Raw genomic sequence first — 21477 nt, forward strand, 5'->3', positions numbered from 1 at the left:
TGTCTATGACAGCTCCATAAAACTATATTTAAATACTAGGAAAGAATGAAAGGAGGATAAAAATGCATAATGATATAGGTTTATATAGAAGCTCTTTTGAGCATGATGCATGTGGAATAGGTGCAGTAGTAAATATTGATGGTAAAAAGACTCATACGGCAGTAGAAGATGCTTTAAATATTTTAATTAACTTAGAACATAGAGGTGGAACAGGAGCTGACGGTAAAACTGGAGATGGATCAGGCATATTATTTCAAATTCCTCACAGATTTTTCAAAGAGGAAGTCCAGAGACTCGGAGTTATACTGCCAGATGAAGAAGAATATGCAGTTGGAATGTTCTTTTTACCAGTAGATGAATTTGACAAAGTAAATTGTATAAATATATTTGAAAAACTTTGCAATGAAGAAAGTCTTAAAATATTAGCATGGAGAGAAGTTCCAGTAAATCCAGCAGAGCTTGGAGATTTTGCAATTTCATCAATGCCATGTATTAAACAAGTTATAATAGAGAGACCTTATTATATTAAAGATGTTAAAGAATTTGAAAGAAAATTATATATATTAAGAAGAAGATTTGAAAAAGAATTAGTAACTGAAAATGCTTATATTTCATCTCTTTCATGTAAAACAATTGTTTATAAGGGATTACTTTTAGCTGGACAACTTAAAAACTTTTATAAAGATTTATCTAGTGCAAAAGTTGAATCTTCAATTGTAATGGTTCACTCAAGATATAGTACTAATACTGTTCCTAGTTGGAAAAGAGCACATCCTAATAGATATATAATTCATAATGGAGAAATTAATACTCTTAGAGGAAATATCAATAGCTTACTTGCTAGGGAAGGTAATTTAAAATCAAAAGTGCTCAAAGAAAACTTAAATAAAGTTCTACCTATTATAAATGCAGAAGGATCAGATTCAGCTATACTCGATAATACCTTAGAATTTTTGATTATGAATGGAAGAAGTATTGAAGAGGCTATAATGATGTTAATTCCAGAACCATGGGATAAAAATCAATCTATTTCTAAAGAAGAAAGAGCATTTTTTGAATATAATGCAACTTTGATGGAGCCATGGGATGGGCCAGCAGCTATAGTATTTACTGATGGAGATGTAATGGGAGCAACTTTAGATAGAAATGGATTAAGGCCTGCTAGATATTATATAACTAAAGATAATAGGTTAGTACTTTCTTCAGAAGTTGGTGCACTTGATATAAAAAATGAAGAAATAATTTCTAAAGGTAGATTAACACCAGGGAAAATGCTTTTAGTTGATACTAAAAATAGAAAACTTTTAAATGATTCAGAACTTAAAGAAAAGTATTATTTAAGATTACCTTATTTAAATTGGATAGAAAATAATATAATTACTCTTGATAAAATTAAAGTTTATCAAGATAATACTACTGTAATTTCAAAGGATGATAGGCATGTTTTAATGAAAGCTTTTGATTATAGTTATGATGACTTAAAAAATACTATATTACCCATGAGTGAAAATGGACAAGAACCCTTAAGCTCAATGGGGATAGATACACCACTTGCAGTTTTATCAAACTCACCACAATTGCTGTTTAATTATTTTAAACAGTTATTTGCTCAAGTAACAAATCCTCCAATAGATGCTATAAGAGAAGAAGTTATTACTTCTACTACAGTATATATAGGCTCACAAGGAAATATACTAGAAGATTCAGAAGATAACTGTAAACAAATTAAATTATCATCTCCAATATTATCAAATGAAGATTTGTTAAAAATAATAAATATAGACAATAAAGATTTTAAAACAAAAACAATAAGTATTTTATATGGTAAGGAAAATGGAGAGTACGATTTAGAAAAAGCACTAGACAACTTATCTTTGGAAGTAGAAAAAGCTTGTTATGAAGATTATAATATTTTAATTTTAAGTGATAGAGGATTAAATAATAAGCTAATACCAATTCCTTCGTTACTAGCTCTTTCTTCAGTTCATAATTATCTTATTAAAAAAGGTTTAAGAAGCAAAATAGATATTGTAATTGAAAGTGCTGAACCGAGAGAAATACATCATTTTGCAACACTCATATCATTTGGAGCATCTGCAATAAATCCTTATTTAGCTTATGAATCTATAAGACAATTAGAAGATGACAATTTATTAAAAGAAGATTATGAGATATCAGTTAAAAAATATAATAAAGCTATACTAAAAGGATTAGTTAAGATTATATCTAAAATGGGTATTTCAACTATTCAATCTTATAGAGGAGCACAAATCTTTGAAGCTGTTGGAATTAACAGTGAAGTCATAAATAAATATTTTACTAATACTGTTAGTAGAATTGAAGGAATATCATTAAAGGAAATACAAGAAGAAGTTTTAATAAGGCATAAAAATGCATTTAGGAAAAGTAATGTGAATTTCGACTTTGTTTTGGATTCGAAAGGAAGAGATAAATTACGTTCTGGAAAAGAAGAACACTTATATAATCCACTAACTATTCATAAATTGCAACAAGCTACAAAGACAGGTAGTTATGAAACATTCAAAGAATATTCAAATCTAGTAAATAGTGATGAAAGATTTTTTACATTAAGAAATTTAATGGATTTTAAATTTTTAAGTAATCCAATACCTATAGACGAAGTAGAGTCTATAGAATCAATTGTGAAGAGGTTTAAAACTGGAGCTATGTCATATGGGTCTATTTCTAAGGAAGCTCATGAAGCTTTAGCCATAGCAATGAATAGGATAGGTGGAAAATCTAATACTGGGGAAGGTGGAGAAGATAGTGATAGATTTACACAAGATACAAATGGTGATTCAAGAAAATCCTCAATAAAACAAATTGCATCAGGTAGATTTGGAGTTACTTCTGAATATTTAATTAATGCAAATGAATTACAAATTAAGATGGCTCAAGGGGCAAAACCTGGAGAAGGTGGACAACTACCAGGTAACAAAGTATATCCTTGGATAGCTAAAACTAGAGGAGCTACTACAGGTGTTGGCCTTATATCGCCTCCTCCACATCATGATATATATTCAATTGAAGACTTAGCTCAACTTATATATGATTTAAAACAAGCTAATGATAGAGCAGACATATCTGTAAAGCTTGTTGCAGAGGCTGGAGTTGGTACAGTAGCAACTGGAGTTGCAAAAGCTGGTGCAAATGTGATATTAATTTCTGGACATGATGGAGGTACTGGTGCTTCACCTAAGACTTCAATTCAAAATGCAGGATTACCTTGGGAATTAGGACTTGCAGAAACTCATCAAACATTAATTTTAAATGGTTTAAGAGATAGAGTTAGATTAGAAACTGATGGTAAGCTTATGACAGGAAGAGATGTAGCTATAGCTGCATTATTAGGTGCAGAAGAATTTGGCTTTGCCACTGCTCCATTAATTTCTTTAGGTTGTGTTATGATGAGAGTTTGTAATTTGGATAGTTGTCCTGTAGGTATTGCTACTCAAAATAAAGAACTTAGAAATAGATTCAAGGGTAAACCTGAATATGTAATTAATTTTATGTATTTTATTGCAGAAGAATTAAGAGAGTATATGGCAAAATTGGGCTTTAGAACTGTTGAAGAAATGATAGGTAGATTTGATAGATTAAAACAAAAAGAAAATATCAAAGGCTATAAAAGGAGCAAAGTAAATTTATCATCTATCTTTGTTCAGGATAAGAAGTTCCTGAGCTTAAAAAATAAATTCAATAAAAATCATAAAATAAAACTTGCTAAAACTTTAGATAGAAGTCTATTAATTCCTATGATAGAGAAATACTTCAATGGAGAAAATACTTTAAATCTTGATATAGATATAATGAATACTGATAGAACACTTGGAACATTGCTTGGTTCAGAAATTACAAGGAAGTATGGATACAATACTTTAAAAGATGATTCCGTAATACTAAACTGTACTGGAGCAGGTGGACAAAGTATTGGTGCTTTTATACCTAAAGGAATAACAATTAAAGTTAATGGCGATTGTAATGATTATTTAGGTAAAGGCTTATCAGGTGGAAAGATAGTAGTAAAAAATCCTAAGGACTGCAATATAAAGCCTGAAGAAAATATAATTATAGGTAATGTAGCATTATATGGTGCTACTTCAGGAAAAGCATTTATAAATGGAGTTGCTGGAGAAAGATTTTGTGTTAGAAATTCTGGGGCTATAGCAGTTGTAGAAGGTGTTGGAGCTCATGGTTGTGAATATATGACTGGTGGAACGGTTGTTCTACTTGGGGAGTGTGGAATTAACTTTGCAGCTGGAATGAGTGGTGGAATTGCTTATATATATAATAAAAACAACAATTTTAATAGCAATTTAAATAAAGAAATGGTTGAAATTGAAAAATTAGATGATTCAGATATTGATAAAGTAAAATCTTTAATAGAAGAACATGTTGAAGCTACTGATTCTAATCTTGGAACGCAATTATTATTAAATTGGAGTATTGAAAGTAATAAATTCTTAAAAGTAGTTCCAAATGACTACAAAAAGATTATTACTTTAATAGATGAAAAGAAAGCAGAAGGATTAAATCATGAAGATGCTGTATTAGCAGCCTTTTATGAAAGGAGTGCAATATAATGGGAAAACCAACTGGATTTTTAGAGTTTGAAAGAAAAGTAGGTATAAATGATTCTGTAAAAGAAAGAACAACTCATTATAAAGAATTTCATAACTTACTTTCAGAAAGTGAGCAAATAAAACAAGGTGCTAGATGTATGGATTGTGGTATACCTTTTTGTCAATCAGGACTCCTTATAAATGGAATGGCATCAGGATGTCCTCTAAATAACTTAATACCAGAATTTAATGATTTAATATATAAAGAAAACTGGGATTTAGCATTACAAAGGCTATTAAAAACAAACCCATTTCCTGAGTTTACAGGAAGAGTCTGTCCAGCTCCATGTGAATCAGCTTGTACTGTTTCTATAAATTCTCCTGCTGTAAGTATAAAGGAAAATGAAAGATATATAATTGATAAAGCATTTAAAGAAGGTAAAATTAAAGCAATAGAACCTAAATATAGAAATAACAAAAAAGTTGCTGTTATTGGATCAGGCCCATCAGGACTTGCATGTAGTTACCTTTTAAATAAATTAGGATACTACGTAGATGTATACGAAAGAGAAGATAGAGTTGGTGGATTGTTAATGTATGGCATACCTAATATGAAGTTAGATAAAGAAGTTGTAAATAGGAGAGTTGCTATCTTAAAAGATGAGGGGATTAATTTCTTTACTAACACAGATATATGCAAAGATAGTCAATTAATAGAAAAGGTATTGAAAGACTACGATGCTGTAGTTTTAGCAACTGGAGCTACAAAGCCAAGAGATTTAAATGTACCTGGAAGAAACTTTAAAGGTATAGAATTTGCAGTTAATTATTTAAAAGAAAATACTAGAAGCTTATTAAATAAAAAAAATACTGACAATTTTATTTCTTGTAAAAATAAAAATGTTTTAATAATTGGTGGTGGCGATACAGGAACAGATTGTGTTGCTACTGCTATAAGACAAGGTTGTAAATCAGTAATACAATTAGAAATAACTAATCCTCTTCCTAAAGATAGACAGAGTAATAATCCATGGCCAGAGTGGAGTAAAACACTTAAAGTTGATTATGGTCAAGAAGAATCTATAGAGTTATTTGGAAAAGATCCTAGAAGATATTGTACTAGTGTAAAAGAATTTATAGGTGATGAAGAAGGTAATGTTAAATCAGCTATTACAATAAAAGTTGAATGGATAAAAGATGAAACGGGTAAAACTACTTTTAAAGAAATACCTAATAGTGAAGAACTGATTGATGTAGATATTGTATTACTAGCAATGGGTTTTGTGGGAACAGAAGAGTATATAATAAGAGGCTTTAATTTGAAATCAGATAATAGGGGAAATATTAAAGCTGACTATGGAAGTTTTATAACTAATAAAGAAAAAGTATTTACTTGTGGGGATGCTAGAAGAGGTCAATCTTTGGTAGTTTGGGCAATAAGAGAAGGCATAGAAGCAGCAATCGCAGTTAATGGGTATTTAGATTTGAAAGAATAATTATTATAAATAGGGGGCATTTATATGACAAATTCATTAATCAAAACAGAAATCCAAATAAAAGCAATTAAAGATTTTTTTGAAAAGACTCTATCAGATAAATTAAACTTAACTAGAGTTTCAGCTCCTTTATTTGTTGAAGCAAATACAGGGATCAATGACAATTTAAATGGTATAGAAAGACCTGTTTCCTTTGATATGCTTGCAGATAAAAAGGAAGTTGAAGTAGTACATTCTTTAGCAAAGTGGAAAAGACTTAGTTTAAAGAGGTATGGCTTTCAGCCGTATTCAGGATTATATACCGATATGAATGCAATTAGAAGAGATGAAGAATTAGATAATCTTCATTCAATTTATGTAGATCAATGGGACTGGGAAAAAATAATTCTTAAAGCAGATAGGAATAAAGAATACTTAAAGAAAACTGTAAAAGATATATATAATGTTTTTAAAGAAACAGAAAAATATGTGAATGAGAATTTACAAACTATGTCTTTTCAACTACCGGAAGATATCTATTTTATAACAACCCAAGAATTAGAAGATTTATACCCAGAGTTATCTCCGAAAGAAAGAGAAAATGAAATTTGTAAGGATAAAGGTGCAGTTTTTTTAATGGAAATTGGGGATTTATTGAATTCTGGAATAAAGCATGATGGAAGAAGCCCAGATTATGATGATTGGACTTTAAATGGAGATATTTTAGTATGGTATCCTGTTTTAAATATGGCATATGAACTTTCATCTATGGGAATAAGAGTTGATGAAGAGGCTTTAGAAAGTCAATTAATTAAAAGTAATTGTGAAGATAGAAAAAAATTGCAATTTCATAAAGGAATTTTGCAAAAAGAGTTGCCTTATACAATAGGTGGAGGAATAGGTCAATCTCGTATATGTATGTTCTTTTTAAATAAACGTCATATAGGAGAAGTTCAATGTTCTATTTGGGATGAAAAAAATAAAGATTTTTGCAGAAAAAGTGAAATAGACTTATTATAGTAAAAATTTCTTCATTTAAAATTTTAGATTTTTCACATACTAATAATGTGAATATCTGAAAAGGAGGTACAAAAGATGATTAAAAAATTTGCTATGTTTTTTATTTTAACAGCTACTGTAATGAATTTCTCAAATTTGAAATACGTACAAGCTGATGACGTAAAGAATAAATCAAATGCTTTTAGAGTATCTAGCGATGCTATAGTTGATTTAGGTAAAGAAAAATTTGATGACTTTTGGACTCCAGAAAATGAAGGTTATCTTAGTGCATCACAAAAAGAAAAAGTAAATGAATTAAGAGAAAAAGTAAATAATGGTGATATGTTAACTACTACTGAAAGAAATGAATTAAAAAACATGAAAGCAGAAGTAATAAAAGTTAAATTAGGTGATGCAAAATTTCAAGAGTTACAAAAACTTATTGAAAAAAGAGAAGGTTCAACTGAACTTACGCTACCAGAAAGACAGAGATTATATGAATTAAATAAAGAAGCCAAGGGCGTAAAATAAAAGATATTCACAAAGTGGAAAAGCATTAAAGATAAATTTAATGCTTTTCTTATTTTTGTAAAGTAATAGTCATGTTACTTTATTGATAAAGGCTTAAGTTTATTTCTTAAGAATCAAGAAGCATATTTAAAATGATTTGATTTTTAGTAATTACAAAGCAAGTAAATTTAAATATATACAATTTTTTATAAAAAAATATTAGGATTATGTATAAAAAGATGATAAAATTATAAAAACGTATATTTTTAAAAATTATAAGTTTAATATCTGTATTGGAAGGAATGGTTATTATGGAAAAATATAAAGAAGAGTTTATTGAATTTATGGTTGAAAGTAATGTATTAAAATTTGGAGAATTTGTTACTAAAAGTGGAAGAAAGACACCGTTTTTTATTAACACAGGTAATTATATTACTGGGAAACAATTAAAAAAGCTTGGTGAATTTTATGCAAAAGCTATAAATAAGCATTTTGGAGAGAATTTTGATGTTTTATTTGGACCTGCATATAAAGGAATCCCACTTACAGTAACCACAGCAATTTCTTTAAGTGAATTATATAATATAAATGTTGAGTATTGCTCTAATAGAAAAGAAGTAAAGGATCATGGTGAAGGTGGAATTCTATTAGGTGGATCTTTAAGTGATGGAAAAAGAGTTGTTATTGTTGAAGATGTTATGACTGCAGGGACATCAATATATGAAACTACTCCTATTTTAAAATCTCAAGGAGATGTTGATATAAAGGGTCTTATTATATCAGTAGATAGAATGGAAAAAGGGAAATCAGAAAAATCTGCACAAGAAGAAATTAAAGAAGTTTTTGGAATAACTACATATCCTATAGTTACGATGAAAGAAGTTGTGAGTTACTTATATAATAGAGAAGTAAACGGTAAAGTATATATAGATGATGCTATGAAAAATTCTATTGAAGACTATTATAATAAATATGGAGTTTCTTATAATAATTAATAAAGTGTTAAAATTAAAGTATTATATAGAGACATTAGTATGTCAAATGAATGAGAAAGATTATGAAATACTTTTATGAATATATAATTTGTATTTATAATTTAATAAGATAAAAAAAGGCTAGCATAACACGCTGGCCTTTTATAATGAAGTATTTTCTGTAAGAAATTTAAAAACTTCAAAAATTAGAGCTACTATTTCTTTATTTTCAAAACCATAAAAATTATGGCCACCAGAATTTAAGCTAAGTAGCTTTGTATTAACATCTTGATTTTTGAGCTTATTATATAAATCTACAGAATTTGTATATGGAACTAATTCATCATTTTTGCTATGTATTATTAAAGTGCTTGGAGATGACTCATCCACATAATTGATTGGGCTATATATATCACCTAAAAATGATTTTTCCTTTAACCTTTCTATTTCATCCTTAAATTCTTCATCAGCCACCGAAAAATCTAATGTAGATAATTCTGTAGGACCAAATATATCAATTAGATAATTAACTTTAGATGGATAACTTGCTAAATCTTTATCTCCAATGAATTCATCATCACTTGTATAAGCAGATAGTAAGGATAAATGTGCCCCAGATGATATTCCAAGAAGTCCAATGTCATTAGTGTCAAAATTATATTCATCCTTGTTTTTATACACCCATCTTATGGCATCTTTTACATCACTTACAGGGTTTGAGATAGGGGTATCTTCCTTTAATAATTCATAGGATACACTTATTATACTAAATCCTCTTTTATTGAATGCATTTATTATAGGGTCTAATCCTATTGGAATTCCATTATCGCCATATATCCAACTACCGCCATGTACGTATATAATAACAGGAGAAGGCTTATTAGTAATATTAGATTTATATATGTCTAAAAACACATCCTCAGATAAACTTTCTTTATATTTTAATCCTCTTACATCCATGGAGGTAGAACAATAATAATCAGTTAATTCACTTAAGGTTGCTACACTTTTATTTGAATCTTTTAAATCTTTAATAATATCAAATGTTATTAAAATTGCACCTTTGAAGTAAAAAGCAATAATTAGGGATGTTGTCATAAATGATACTACAAATAATACTATTAATTTATATATTTTCTTCAAAAGATCAACTCCTTATTTTTAAGCTATTAGTATTATAGACAATAAATGAAAATAATAATTTAAATTTAGTTATAAATTATCATTTTTATGAATATATTGTATTAGTACTATTAACTTAAATTAAAACAGGGGGGAGTTGCTTTACATTAGCAGCGGATTTAATAAATGGTAAGTGATTTAGTTAAAGAAGAAGATATTTTAAATACATTAAGCTTTGATTATATATTTGAAAGTATTATAGAATATTTGAAGGATGATAAAGATTTAATAATTAACAATTGTAGTGAAGAATACCTAATAAATATTTTTCAAGGAATTTTATATAAGCTTTCATTTAATGAAGAACAAGTATTAATTTTATACGATGATTATATTAATAAAATTACAGATACAAAATTTATAAAAGATTTAGATAAAAAAGCTATTTATTTAAATAGTTCAACTGACTTTGAAAATAATTTAAAAGAACAATTGTTAAGTTTACCAGAAACTACTGGGAAAACAATTATAAGTAAAGTAGAAGTGTTGTCTAGAAGTATTGATAAAAAGAGTAACCAATTAGTAGATTTAATTAAGTTCTTTACATTAGAAAAGAATAAATCATTATCGCTAATAGAAAAATACAAGACAACTAAAAAGAAATTAAGCAAGTATGATTCCTTATATAAATATTATAGTATATATAGAATAAAGAAGCCTTTTGAAAAATATAGTTACTTTGAAATAACTAGTTGTGTTAATAAAATTATTAATTCTGATATAATAAAAAAATATATAAAATATAGAAGATTTATCGATAATAATAAATTTAAAATCATTAAAGAACCAATTAATTATGAAATGTTAAATTTAGCAATTTATAAAATTGATGAGTTAAATAAAGATGCGAATTTCAAAGTGCCTTTAAAGTACACTCAATATACAGATGACTTTATAGAAACTTTCTCTGTAAACCCTAAGATGCAAAGTGAAGATTTGAAGAACTTAGTTAATATAGTTAACTTAAAATATAATTATAATTTATTAAATCATCAAAAGAAAAATAAGTTATTAAGTTTATTTACTAAAAGAAAAGATAATATAGATTATGAAAATAATATAAATAAATACTCTAGCATTGAAGCTGATATCACAAGAGAGTATGAAGATAATTTAAATAATATGAATTCATATATCAATAAATTAAGCTTTTTGAAGGATATATTAAATAAGAAAGAATTTAATAGCTTATTGACTGATCTTATCAAGGGCGAAGATTTAAAGGATGATTTATTACTATATAGAAAGATATTTAATTTATCTTATGAGATGAGAAGTCTGTTAAATCTAATAAATGCTCTAAGTGAAATTGAAATTGAATTATTAAGCTATGCTTATAATAATACTGAAGACAAAAAGTATATGGAGGATATTATTATAAATATCCCTAAATTAAAATTATATTTGGAAATTGAAGAAGAGGAATTGAAATCCGCTGATACTTTAGATAAATATAATGATTTTGAAAAAATATTAAATGAGTTAAATAAAGATATAACAATTAGAAATAGTTTAATACCTAAATCTATAAATTATAAATGGGACAATAAATTAAGAGAAAGACTTCAAATGGTAAAAAATAATATTGAGAAATTTGATTTTTCAAATAAAGAAATGATTGAAGGTTTATTTCCATGTATAATTTCCAAAGTAGATGAGTTACAATTAAAGAATATAGGTGAAAACAATATAAGATTTAATAAAGTAATTTATATAAGTGAAAAGAACAAACTAGATAATCAAACATTAGAAATAATAAAAAAATTAAGTGAAAATATTATAATATTCTGTGAAGATAAAATAGATGATTCTATAAATCTTAAAAGTTATACGAATTTAGATATATCAAATATAAATGAATTATTAATCTCTGAAAATTCAAGTGAAAATATTATTATTAATGAAATACAAAAATACTTAGAAGGATTAGGATATATAAGCGAAAAGAATGTATGCATAGATAAATTTGATATCAAATTATTAATAAAAGATAATAATCTAAATACAATTGCGGCATTAGAAATAGACTCTGAAATTATAAATATTGATTCAACTTATAAATTAAAAGATCTCTATTTAAATAAAGTACTAAAGGATAAAAATATCAAATTATATAGAGTATGGAGTAGAGATTGGTGGATAAATAAGTCAAAAGAGTTATCTAAATTAGAGGAATTTTTACAAATGAAATAAAATATTGACTTCATAAAGTTTATACAATATAATATTATAGAAAATTAAATAAGACAGTTCGGAAGCCTCCTGTCTATAAACAAAACTACGGTTATTAATTGCAATTTATATTAAGTGTGATTTTATTCGTAGAGGGTTCATTTATGTGAGCTCTCTATTTTATTTTTACATCTATTATTATCGTAATTTTATTTCGTATGTTTTTATTTTGGAGGTGTCTATTTTAGGCACTTTTTTTATTATTTTTTTAGTAGTGTATAAATAATATTTTGGAGGAGATTACATTGAGAGAAAACGTAACTAAAAAATTAGTCAAAGCAGCATTAGTTGCAGCAATTTATGCAGCACTTACAATCGTGTTGGCACCTATAAGCTATGGACCAATACAATTTAGATTATCAGAGATTTTAGTCTTATTAGCGTTTATAGATCCTTTTTACATAGGTGGATTAACTTTCGGATGTCTTCTAGCAAATATACTAGGTGGATTAGGTATTATGGATATAGTATTTGGAACACTAGCAACATTTTTAAGTGTATCTGCAATATCACTTACAGCTAAATATATTAAATCGAAAAACTTAAGTTTAATTATCGGTTCATTATGGCCAACTATTTTTAATGGTATTATAGTAGGGTGGATGATAAGTGTTGTTTCTGAATTACCAATGGTAATAACTATGCTACAAGTTGGAATTGGTGAGTTTGTAGTTGTTACTGTAGTAGGTATACCAGTATTTAAATTAATAGAAAATAAATATAAGGGCAAAATAGCTCTACAATAAATGATAAGCTTAGATACTTTATAGTTGTCTAAGCTTACTTTTTTATTTACAATAGTTATATACTAATAGATAAATAGTTAAGGAGATATGTATGAATTTAATTACATTAGAAAATATAACTAAGACTTATAGTGAAAAGATCTTATTAAACAACGTAACATTGAATATAAATGATGGAGATAAAATTGGTTTAATAGGTTTAAATGGAGCAGGAAAATCAACATTACTTAAAATATTAACAGGAAGAGATGAATTCTTTGATGGGAAGATAGTAAAAGGGAAAAATATAAGAATAGAATATTTAGCACAAGATACAAAATATGATGATAATTCTACTATATTAGAACAGATATTTAGAGGAGATACTCCTGAAATGAAACTTTTAATGGAGTATGAAGAGTTACTAGAAAAGGTTAATAGTGATGTATCTCTTAATGATAAATTAATAGCACTTCAAAGTAAAATAGATACTATGAATTTATGGGATTTAGAAAGTGATGCTAAAACTATTTTGACTAAACTTGGAATAAGTGATTTTAATAAAAAAATGTCAGAGTTATCTGGAGGTCAAAGAAAAAGAGTATTTTTAGCTTCTTCATTAATAACCCCTTGTGAGCTACTAGTATTAGATGAGCCTACTAACCATCTTGATTCTGAGTCAATAGAGTGGTTAGAGGAGTACTTAAATTCAAGAAAAGGCGCTTTAATAATGATTACTCATGATAGGTACTTCTTAGATAGGGTAACAAATAAGATACTAGAACTAGATAGAGGAAACCTTTATTTATATGATGGAAATTATAGTGACTTTCTAGAGAAAAAAGCTGAAAGATTACAAGTGGAAGCGGCTAAAGAAGAAAAAAGACAAAAGCTTATTTTAAAAGAGTTAAAATGGGTAAGAAGAGGTGCGAAGGCTAGGACTACTAAACAAAAAGCAAGACTCCAAAGATTTGATGAATTAGTTAATACTGAATATATAACAGTAAATACTGATATAGAAATGCCTTTTATAGGAAGGAGATTAGGTAAAAAGATAATAGAAATAAATAATATATCTAAAGCATTTGATAATAAAGTTCTAATTAAAGATTTTAATTATATTTTTTCTAAAAACGATAGAATAGGTGTAATAGGAAAAAATGGTGCTGGAAAAACTACTTTAATAAATATGATAATTGGTGCGTTAAGACCTGATAGTGGAGAGATAGAAATTGGAGATACTGTAAGTATAGGCGCTTTCTCACAAGATAATACTCATATGGATTTAAATCAAAGAGCTATAGATTATATAAAAGAAGGTGGGGAAAATATACCAACTGAAGATGGGTACAATATAACAGCATCTCAATTAGCTGAAAGATTCCTTTTTGATGGTACGCTTCAATATACTCCAATTGAAAAACTATCAGGTGGAGAAAGAAGAAGGTTACATTTACTAAGAGTGTTAATGGAATCTCCCAATGTACTTATTCTAGATGAGCCTACAAATGATTTAGATATTGAAACTCTTAAGATATTAGAAGACTTTTTAGATGAGTTCTTAGGGGTAGTAATTATAGTATCACATGATAGATATTTCTTAGATAGATTATGTAATAAAATCTTTTCATATGAAGGTAATGGAATAGTTAAACAATATGTAGGTAATTATAGTGATTATTTAATACATAAGGAATATGAGATAAAGCCTGAGAAATCTCAAACTGAAGTAAAGGAAAAGAAGTCTAATCAAAAAGAAAATAAAAATGTTTCTTCTAAACCTAAATTTACTTTTAAAGAACAAAAGGAATTTGAAGAAATTTATTCTGTTATAGATTCTTTAGAAAATGAACTTACTGTGATAGAAGATAAAATGGCAAAAAATGCTTCGAATTATGGAGCTCTAAATGAACTTATGAAAGAAAAGGAATCTATAGAAGAGGAACTTTTATTTAAATATGAGAGATTAGAATATTTAGAAGATATTGCTAATAAAATTGAAGAATATAAAAACAGATAAATTTAGAAGCAATAGCTTTCTCATTTTGCATTATTATAGTATAATATTTGTGTAACAAGACTCACAAATATAATGTGAAAAGGAGAAAAACTATGAAGAAACTTATTAAAAGTTTAAGTGTTTTATTAGTATCTTTTGTTTTAGTTGGTTGTGGTAGTAAAAGTGCTAATGTAGAATTAAAAGAAGGATTAACTGCTAAAGATGTAGTAGCAAAGGTTGGAGAAGAAGCACCTCTGCAAATGCCTCAAGAATTCGATGAACAAATGGCTACTGATATAGCTAAATTAAACTTAGATGATGTTGAAGATTATGGTATTATTAAAGCAATGGTTATTAACTCTGCGGATGTAGCAGCTGTTGTAAAGGCTAAAGAAGGAAAGGTTGAATCCGTTAAAGCTATTTTACAAGATGTACTTGATACAGAAAAAAATAATGCATATTTACCAGATCAAAAAGAAAAGTTAGAAAAAGCTATACTTACTGTAAAAGGTAACTATGTTATATTATTAGTTAATGAGGATATTAAAGCAGCGGAGAAAGCTGTAAATGAATGTTTTAAATAAGATTAAAATCAAAAGCTAGATGAGAAAATTTTCTTATCTAGCTTTTTTAGAAAGGATTTAGTATGGTTTTCAGTAGTCTAATTTTTATATTTAGATTTTTACCTATATTTGTAGGAGTATATTATATAACTCCATATAAATATAAGAATCTTTGTATACTTATATTTAGTTTATTTTTTTATTCATTTGGAGAGCCTAAGTACTTTCCTATAATGGTTTCATCAATTATTGTTGATTATACAATATCATTATTAATTCAAAAGAATTTTAAAAATAGAAGTAAATGCAAAGTTCTATTATTAATATCTATAGTATTTAATATAGGGATTTTAATTTATTTTAAATATTCAAATTTCTTTATAGAAAATATAAATTTATTGTTTAATTCTTCAATAAGAAAAATTAACTTAGCATTACCACTAGGAATAAGTTTTTATACCTTTCAGACGTTATCTTATACTATTGATGTGTATAAAGGAAAGGTTGAAGCTGAAAGAAATCTAATAGATTTTGGAGCTTTCGTTTCTTTGTTTCCACAGCTAATAGCAGGTCCAATAGTAAAATATAGTGATATAAACAAAGAAATAAAAAATCGTTCTATAACTATGAGTAATTTTGAGTTAGGATTAGAGGAATTTATAATAGGATTATCAAAAAAGGTATTAATAGCTAATAATATAGGTATGCTTTGGTCTGAAATATCTAGTAAGGAATTAGTTAATATATCAACACCTCTAGCTTGGATTGGTATAATATCTTTTTCATTTCAGATATATTTTGACTTTAGTGGATATTCATCAATGGCTATAGGCCTTGGAAAAATGATAGGGTTTAACTTCCCGAATAATTTTAATTTTCCATACATATCTAGGAGTATAACTGAATTTTGGAGAAGGTGGCATATAACTTTAGGTTCCTGGTTTAAAGAATATGTATATATTCCTTTAGGAGGAAATAGAGTGAAGAAAAGAAGGGTATTTTTTAATTTATTGATAGTCTGGTTTTTAACTGGATTCTGGCATGGTGCTGAATATACATTTATTTTGTGGGGATTATATTTCTTTGTATTACTTTATATAGAGAAAATATTTTTAGAAAAAGTTCTAAAAAAATATGTAATTTTCTCGCATTTATATACCATATTCTTTTTAATAATAGGATGGTGTTTATTTGCTATAAGTGATATTACAACTTTAAGTATTTATATAAAAAAGATGTTTGCTATGGATTTTAGAAGTGATTGGATTTACTATACTAGAAACTATTTTATAGTTATTATATTATGCATTATTTTTTCAACTCCAATAGTACTAAAAATATATAGTAAGCTGAATAAGGTGATTAAATCAATAATTATTGTATTGCTTTTTATAATGTCTGTAGCATATTTAGTAGATAGTAGTTACAATCCCTTTTTGTATTTTAGGTTTTAGTAGGAGGAGAGTATGATTAAAAAGATAGTAAAGTATCCAATAAGTATATTTGTCTTAATGATAATTATAATTATTACAATATTAGATATAATCAATAGAGATAAAGACTTTTCCAACTTTGAAAATAGATCCTTAGCTCAAAAGCCTGTATTCTATTTTGACGATTTTCTTAAAGGAAGATTTACTAAAGATTATGAAAGATACATTAATGACCAATTTGTTTTTAGGGATAAGTGGATAGATTTAAAATCTAGAAGTGAGTTTCTATTAGGTAAGATAGAGAATAATAATATAATTTACGGGGAAAATAATTTTTTGTTTGAAAAATATCAGAAAATAGATGAAAAAAGTTTAACTAAAAATATTGAATTTCTTTTATCTTTTATAAACAAAACACCTAAAGATAAGGTGAATTTTATGATTATTCCAAGTTCATATACTATATATAAGGATTATTTGCCTTATGGAGTAGAGTTAGTAGATCAAGAAACGTATATAAAAGATATATATAATTATTTAAATAATTATAATAATATAAATATAATATCAATAATGGATAGCTTGAAGGAGAATAAAGATAAGTATATATATTATAAAACAGATCACCATTGGACCTCATTTGGAGCATATTTAGCATATAGTGAATTTGTTAAAAATAATAATTTAACTTTAGTTGATATGAGTCATTTTAATAAGAATGAAGTTGATAATTTTTATGGAACTTACTTTTCTAAAAGTAAAAACTTTAACGCAGAAAGTGATGTAATAACTTATTATGATTTACCCAATTTAAGTGTATCTATAGATGGAGTGCCTGTTGATAATATAAATGATGACTCAAGGTGGAGCAGTAGCGATAAATATTCAGCTTTTTTAAGGGGGAATAATGGATTAACAATAATTCAAAACAATGATATTTATAATAATAATAATAAAATATTAGTGTTGAAAGATTCATTTGCTAATTCTTTTATTCAATATATAGTTAATAATTATAAAGAAGTATATGTTGTTGATTTAAGAAGTTTTATTGGTAGCTTTAATGAGTTTTTTGAAAGTAATAAATTTGATGATATATTAATAATGTATAATTTTATAAATCTTGTTGAAGACGTAAATATATCTAAAATTAAATATTAATACATTTAATAACACAACTTTATTGACAATGCTATAAATATTTGATACTCTTTTAAAGGTTGATTTATATAAAAATAGGAGGAAATTATGGAAGGAACAAAAGAAGTAAAAATTTTAGTTGCTGATCCATCAGCATTAGGATTATTTGGACTAGCTGTTATAACATTAGTTGCATCATCACAAAAACTAGGACTTACAGATGGGGTATCTCTAGTATTACCTTGGGCTATCTTCTTAGGAGCTACAGCTCAATTATTAGCGTCTATAAATGATTTTAAACACAACAATACGTTTGGAGCTACAGCTTTTGGAGCATACGCGTTCTTTTGGTATGCAATGGGTATGACATGGCTAATACAAAATGGAGTATTTGGAGAAAAGCTTGCATCTGCAGCTGATACAAAACAATTAGGATTTGCCTTTTTAGCATATTTAATATTTACATTATTTATGACTATTGGAGCAATGGAAACTAATAAGGTATTATTTATAATTTTTGTTTTAATTGATTTTCTATTCATAGGATTAATGTTAAATTCATTTGGAATTGTACCACATTTTGCTCATAGTTTAGCTGCGTATTCAGAACTTGGAATTGCAATTTTTTCATTCTATGGAAGTGGTGCAGCTGTACTAAACAAGCATTTTGGTAAGGTATTTTTACCAATAGGTAAGCCATTTAATATTTTTAAATAAAGAATAAATGTGATATTATAAATATAGTGTTATTGTATTAAAATATGATTAACACTATATTTTTTTGTTTTATCGAGATTTAGTATAATTTTATTCCACATACAATAGTTAGTTTATTTGATATAAGGAGAAATTTTATGAAAGTATCTATATTTTTAAAAGGTAAAAAGGATCCAGTTGTATATGAAGGAGAGAGAATAGATATAATAGATTTAAATTTAAATGGTATTGATTATAAGCAAGTTAGATGTTTCAATAAAAAAGGAAGCTCTAAATCGGAGTTGATTGTAAATAATTTGATAAATAAAATTATTGAGTCATAAAAGGTGCTATAACAGCACTTTTTTTATTTATCTAGAAATTTGAATTATACATTATATCAAATTTATATAAGTTGTATTTTTATTAAAATTAGTTCTAAATTTATAGTGTTTACAATATTATAATAATGAAAAGATACTAACAGCATAATAAAATATGTATCTTGAAAAGACACTAACAGCTAATTAATATTATGCATATGCAATGTATGATATAATCATTATATAAACGTGTCTTGTATTAATTTTTAGGAGGAAAAAGATGTCTAGTGTTTTAAGTAAAATACGAGAAGAATTATATAAAGTCTCTGAAATAGATATGGAAGAAGAAGAAATAGTTAATATAAATGCAATAGAAGAGTTTATAGATAATATAGCATATTTTAGAAATGCTTCTGAAGGAGAAATAATAGAAAATTTCAGAAGAATTTTTTACTCAGGAACTGCTTGCAGCATTAAGTTATTATTCTTTATTAGAGATAAAATAAATGGATTAGGGGAGAGAAGAATATTTAGGGTTATTTTAAGATATCTAGCAAACGAGCATCCAAAGTATATAAAAGATAACTTATCTCTAATTCCTAAGTATGGTAGATGGGATGATTTATATTCTTTATTTGATACGAAGCTTGAAGATGATGTTATAGATTTATTTAAGAATCAATTACAAATAGATCTTAACTCTAATAAACCATCTACATTAGCTAAATGGTTAAAGTCAGAAAATACTTCTTCTAAAGAATCTAAAAGGCTTGGTAATAAAACAAGAAGATTGCTTGGGTATTCGCCTAAGGAATATAGACGGTTGTTATCTAGTTTAAGAAAAAAGATAGATATAGTAGAAACTAATATAAGTAGGAGAGAGTATTCTAAAATAAATTATAAGAATCTTACAAAACTAAATATAAAGAAGTATAAAAAAGCATTTTTAAGAAATGATAGAGTGAATTATGAGAAGTTTAAAATGGAAAATAATAAAAATACCTTTATATTTGAATCCATTGAGAAGATGATTTCAATTATTAGAAATGATTTAAATAATTATAATATAAACAGTATAGAAGATATGTATATTAAGAATTTAGAATATTTAATAGATATAAATATAAGGAATTTAAATTCTTTTGAAGATACTTTGATAGTTAATGGAATTGAAGGAGAGTTTACAAAAGATCAAAATAAATACTTTGATGTATTAATTGCAACGATCCTTTTATATAATAAAATGAATTCAAACAGCTTCAAAAACTATTATATGTCCTTTAAGAAAAATTCTAAATTTAATAAATTAACAGGATCGAATTATATAGAAGATATCCAAATAATTTCTAAAAACAAAGTTAATTATAATATCGATTTAAATTCTGCGTTAGACTTATTATTATTTACTAGTATAAAAAAGAATTTAAAATCTGAAGCAATTCCCAAATCTATAATGTTTATATATAATAAATCTGAAGATATTGACTTTATAGATATTAATGAGATGAATGAAAAGTGGGGAAATTCAGGATTTAAAATTCCTAGAATAAAGCTTTGGAATTTAAATAATTTATCTCCAAAGTTTTCGATAAAATATAAAGATAGTATTACGATTATTAATGGATATAACAATTCTATATGGAAGTATTTACTTGAAAGCAAAGAGATAAGTAATAGTAATATTATTATAGATAAATTTAATAATATTGAATATAAAGATTTAATTATTTAAATTAAACAATGCTAAGCATTGTTTAATGAAATATAACTTTACATAATGTTTAATATGTTTATTATGTAAAGTAGATTTTTATGATTGATTTAAGAAATTGAAATTTAAAAGCATATGTTATATATAATATGAATATAATTATATAAATCATTATAAATAACATTATTTTGAAATACCTTTAATGAATTAAGCTATAAAAGTAATGAAACTAAAAAAATATAATTATAGAAATAACAAATTTATATTAATTATGAATCTATATAAATTAAGCTGTATAAAAAATAAATTTCAAAAGCTCTTAAATTTATATATTTATATGATATAAAGACAATTTAAATTATAAAATTTGTTACATTTGAAAATAATAAGGTTTTATAAATAAAGATGTTTATAATCAAATTAATACTAATTAATATAGAAAATGAAGAATATAAATCACCAAAATATACCAAATTATTATAAAAAACCTTAAATTTTATTTCGCTAAATATACATTTATTATATTTCGTACTATTGTAATGCGAAAATCTCTGTGATATAATAAAATCAAGGCTTTAGAGAGATTTCGGGGGTGAAAAAATGTCTACAGGACGAACGAAAACATACAAATATAAAGATTTTTCTTATACTGACGACGTAAAAAGACTTTTAAATATCGAATTATCTAATAAGGATAAGAAAAAACTTGATGCAGTTTATAGTAATTATCATGATTTAGGTGTTCAGCGAGGATATGAATTTATAATTGAAGATCTATTTAAACTTGCTGAAATAAATAAGTTATCAACTTCTCAAATTGCACAAATTTATGATACAGGAATTAGAAATGTTCAAATTTGGCTTAAAGAACTTGGAATAAATCGTACTATTAAAAAAGCTCAAAAAATTACTAAGAAAAATACTAAGGTGGA

15 protein-coding genes are annotated in these 21477 nt (G+C 26.1%); 14 read left to right on the forward strand and 1 reads right to left on the reverse strand.

Annotated features, from left to right (window positions below; translation table 11 throughout):
* Nucleotides 1-62: 62 nt before the first annotated feature.
* From gltB to pyrE, 5 genes are all read left to right on the forward strand, one after another.
* Nucleotides 63-4604 carry a glutamate synthase large subunit gene (gltB, locus tag I2A75_RS03660; protein ID WP_195263119.1) on the forward strand — a complete coding sequence of 1514 codons (4542 nt, stop codon included), beginning with the start codon at nt 63-65 and terminating at the stop codon, nt 4602-4604.
* Complete coding sequence (locus tag I2A75_RS03665; RefSeq protein ID WP_195263120.1) at nt 4604-6079, forward strand: glutamate synthase subunit beta; 1476 nt, start codon at nt 4604-4606, stop codon at nt 6077-6079. The genes gltB and I2A75_RS03665 overlap by 1 nt, the downstream gene beginning before the upstream one ends.
* Nucleotides 6080-6103: 24 nt before the next feature.
* Entirely contained in the window at nt 6104-7078 is a 975-nt protein-coding gene (gene asnA / locus I2A75_RS03670; RefSeq protein WP_195263121.1) for an aspartate--ammonia ligase, read from the forward strand.
* Between the two features lie 75 nt (nt 7079-7153).
* A complete protein-coding gene (locus I2A75_RS03675; RefSeq protein WP_195263122.1) occupies nt 7154-7588 on the forward strand; it encodes a hypothetical protein in 435 nt (144 codons plus the stop codon).
* 290 nt (nt 7589-7878) lie between these two features.
* Nucleotides 7879-8562, forward strand: coding sequence for an orotate phosphoribosyltransferase (gene pyrE / locus I2A75_RS03680; protein WP_195263123.1), 684 nt, complete (start codon nt 7879-7881; stop codon nt 8560-8562).
* Nucleotides 8563-8703: 141 nt separating this feature from the next.
* Here the strand turns inward: pyrE and I2A75_RS03685 are convergent, their stop codons facing one another.
* A complete protein-coding gene (locus tag I2A75_RS03685) occupies nt 8704-9684 on the reverse strand; it encodes an alpha/beta hydrolase (protein WP_195263124.1) in 981 nt (326 codons plus the stop codon).
* Between the two features lie 165 nt (nt 9685-9849).
* On the opposite strand from I2A75_RS03685, the gene I2A75_RS03690 reads away from it, so the two are divergent.
* From I2A75_RS03690 to I2A75_RS03730, 9 genes are all read left to right on the forward strand, one after another.
* Nucleotides 9850-11916: a hypothetical protein gene (locus I2A75_RS03690; protein ID WP_195263125.1), complete on the forward strand. Its 2067-nt coding sequence runs from the start codon at nt 9850-9852 to the stop codon at nt 11914-11916.
* A 284-nt stretch (nt 11917-12200) separates the two neighbouring features.
* Entirely contained in the window at nt 12201-12701 is a 501-nt protein-coding gene (locus I2A75_RS03695; RefSeq protein WP_195263126.1) for a QueT transporter family protein, read from the forward strand.
* A 91-nt stretch (nt 12702-12792) separates the two neighbouring features.
* Nucleotides 12793-14700, forward strand: a complete 1908-nt coding sequence (locus I2A75_RS03700) for an ABC-F family ATP-binding cassette domain-containing protein (protein ID WP_195263127.1) — start codon at nt 12793-12795, stop codon at nt 14698-14700.
* A gap of 92 nt (nt 14701-14792) precedes the next feature.
* Complete coding sequence (locus I2A75_RS03705; protein ID WP_195263128.1) at nt 14793-15263, forward strand: DUF4358 domain-containing protein; 471 nt, start codon at nt 14793-14795, stop codon at nt 15261-15263.
* Between the two features lie 62 nt (nt 15264-15325).
* The gene (locus I2A75_RS03710) at nt 15326-16696 is read left to right on the forward strand and encodes an MBOAT family protein (protein ID WP_195263129.1); all 1371 of its coding nucleotides are present in this window, start codon (nt 15326-15328) and stop codon (nt 16694-16696) included.
* A 12-nt stretch (nt 16697-16708) separates the two neighbouring features.
* Entirely contained in the window at nt 16709-17836 is a 1128-nt protein-coding gene (locus I2A75_RS03715) for a DHHW family protein (protein ID WP_195263130.1), read from the forward strand.
* A gap of 87 nt (nt 17837-17923) precedes the next feature.
* Nucleotides 17924-18532: an acetate uptake transporter gene (locus tag I2A75_RS03720; protein ID WP_195263131.1), complete on the forward strand. Its 609-nt coding sequence runs from the start codon at nt 17924-17926 to the stop codon at nt 18530-18532.
* A gap of 137 nt (nt 18533-18669) precedes the next feature.
* On the forward strand, nt 18670-18855 hold the full coding sequence (locus I2A75_RS03725) for a hypothetical protein (protein WP_195263132.1): 186 nt from the start codon (nt 18670-18672) through the stop codon (nt 18853-18855).
* A gap of 259 nt (nt 18856-19114) precedes the next feature.
* On the forward strand, nt 19115-20566 hold the full coding sequence (locus tag I2A75_RS03730; RefSeq protein ID WP_195263133.1) for a DUF2828 family protein: 1452 nt from the start codon (nt 19115-19117) through the stop codon (nt 20564-20566).
* Nucleotides 20567-21477 lie beyond the last annotated feature (911 nt).

The sequence above is a fragment of the Clostridium sp. 1001275B_160808_H3 genome (assembly GCF_015550425.1).
GTDB lineage: Bacteria > Bacillota > Clostridia > Clostridiales > Clostridiaceae > Clostridium.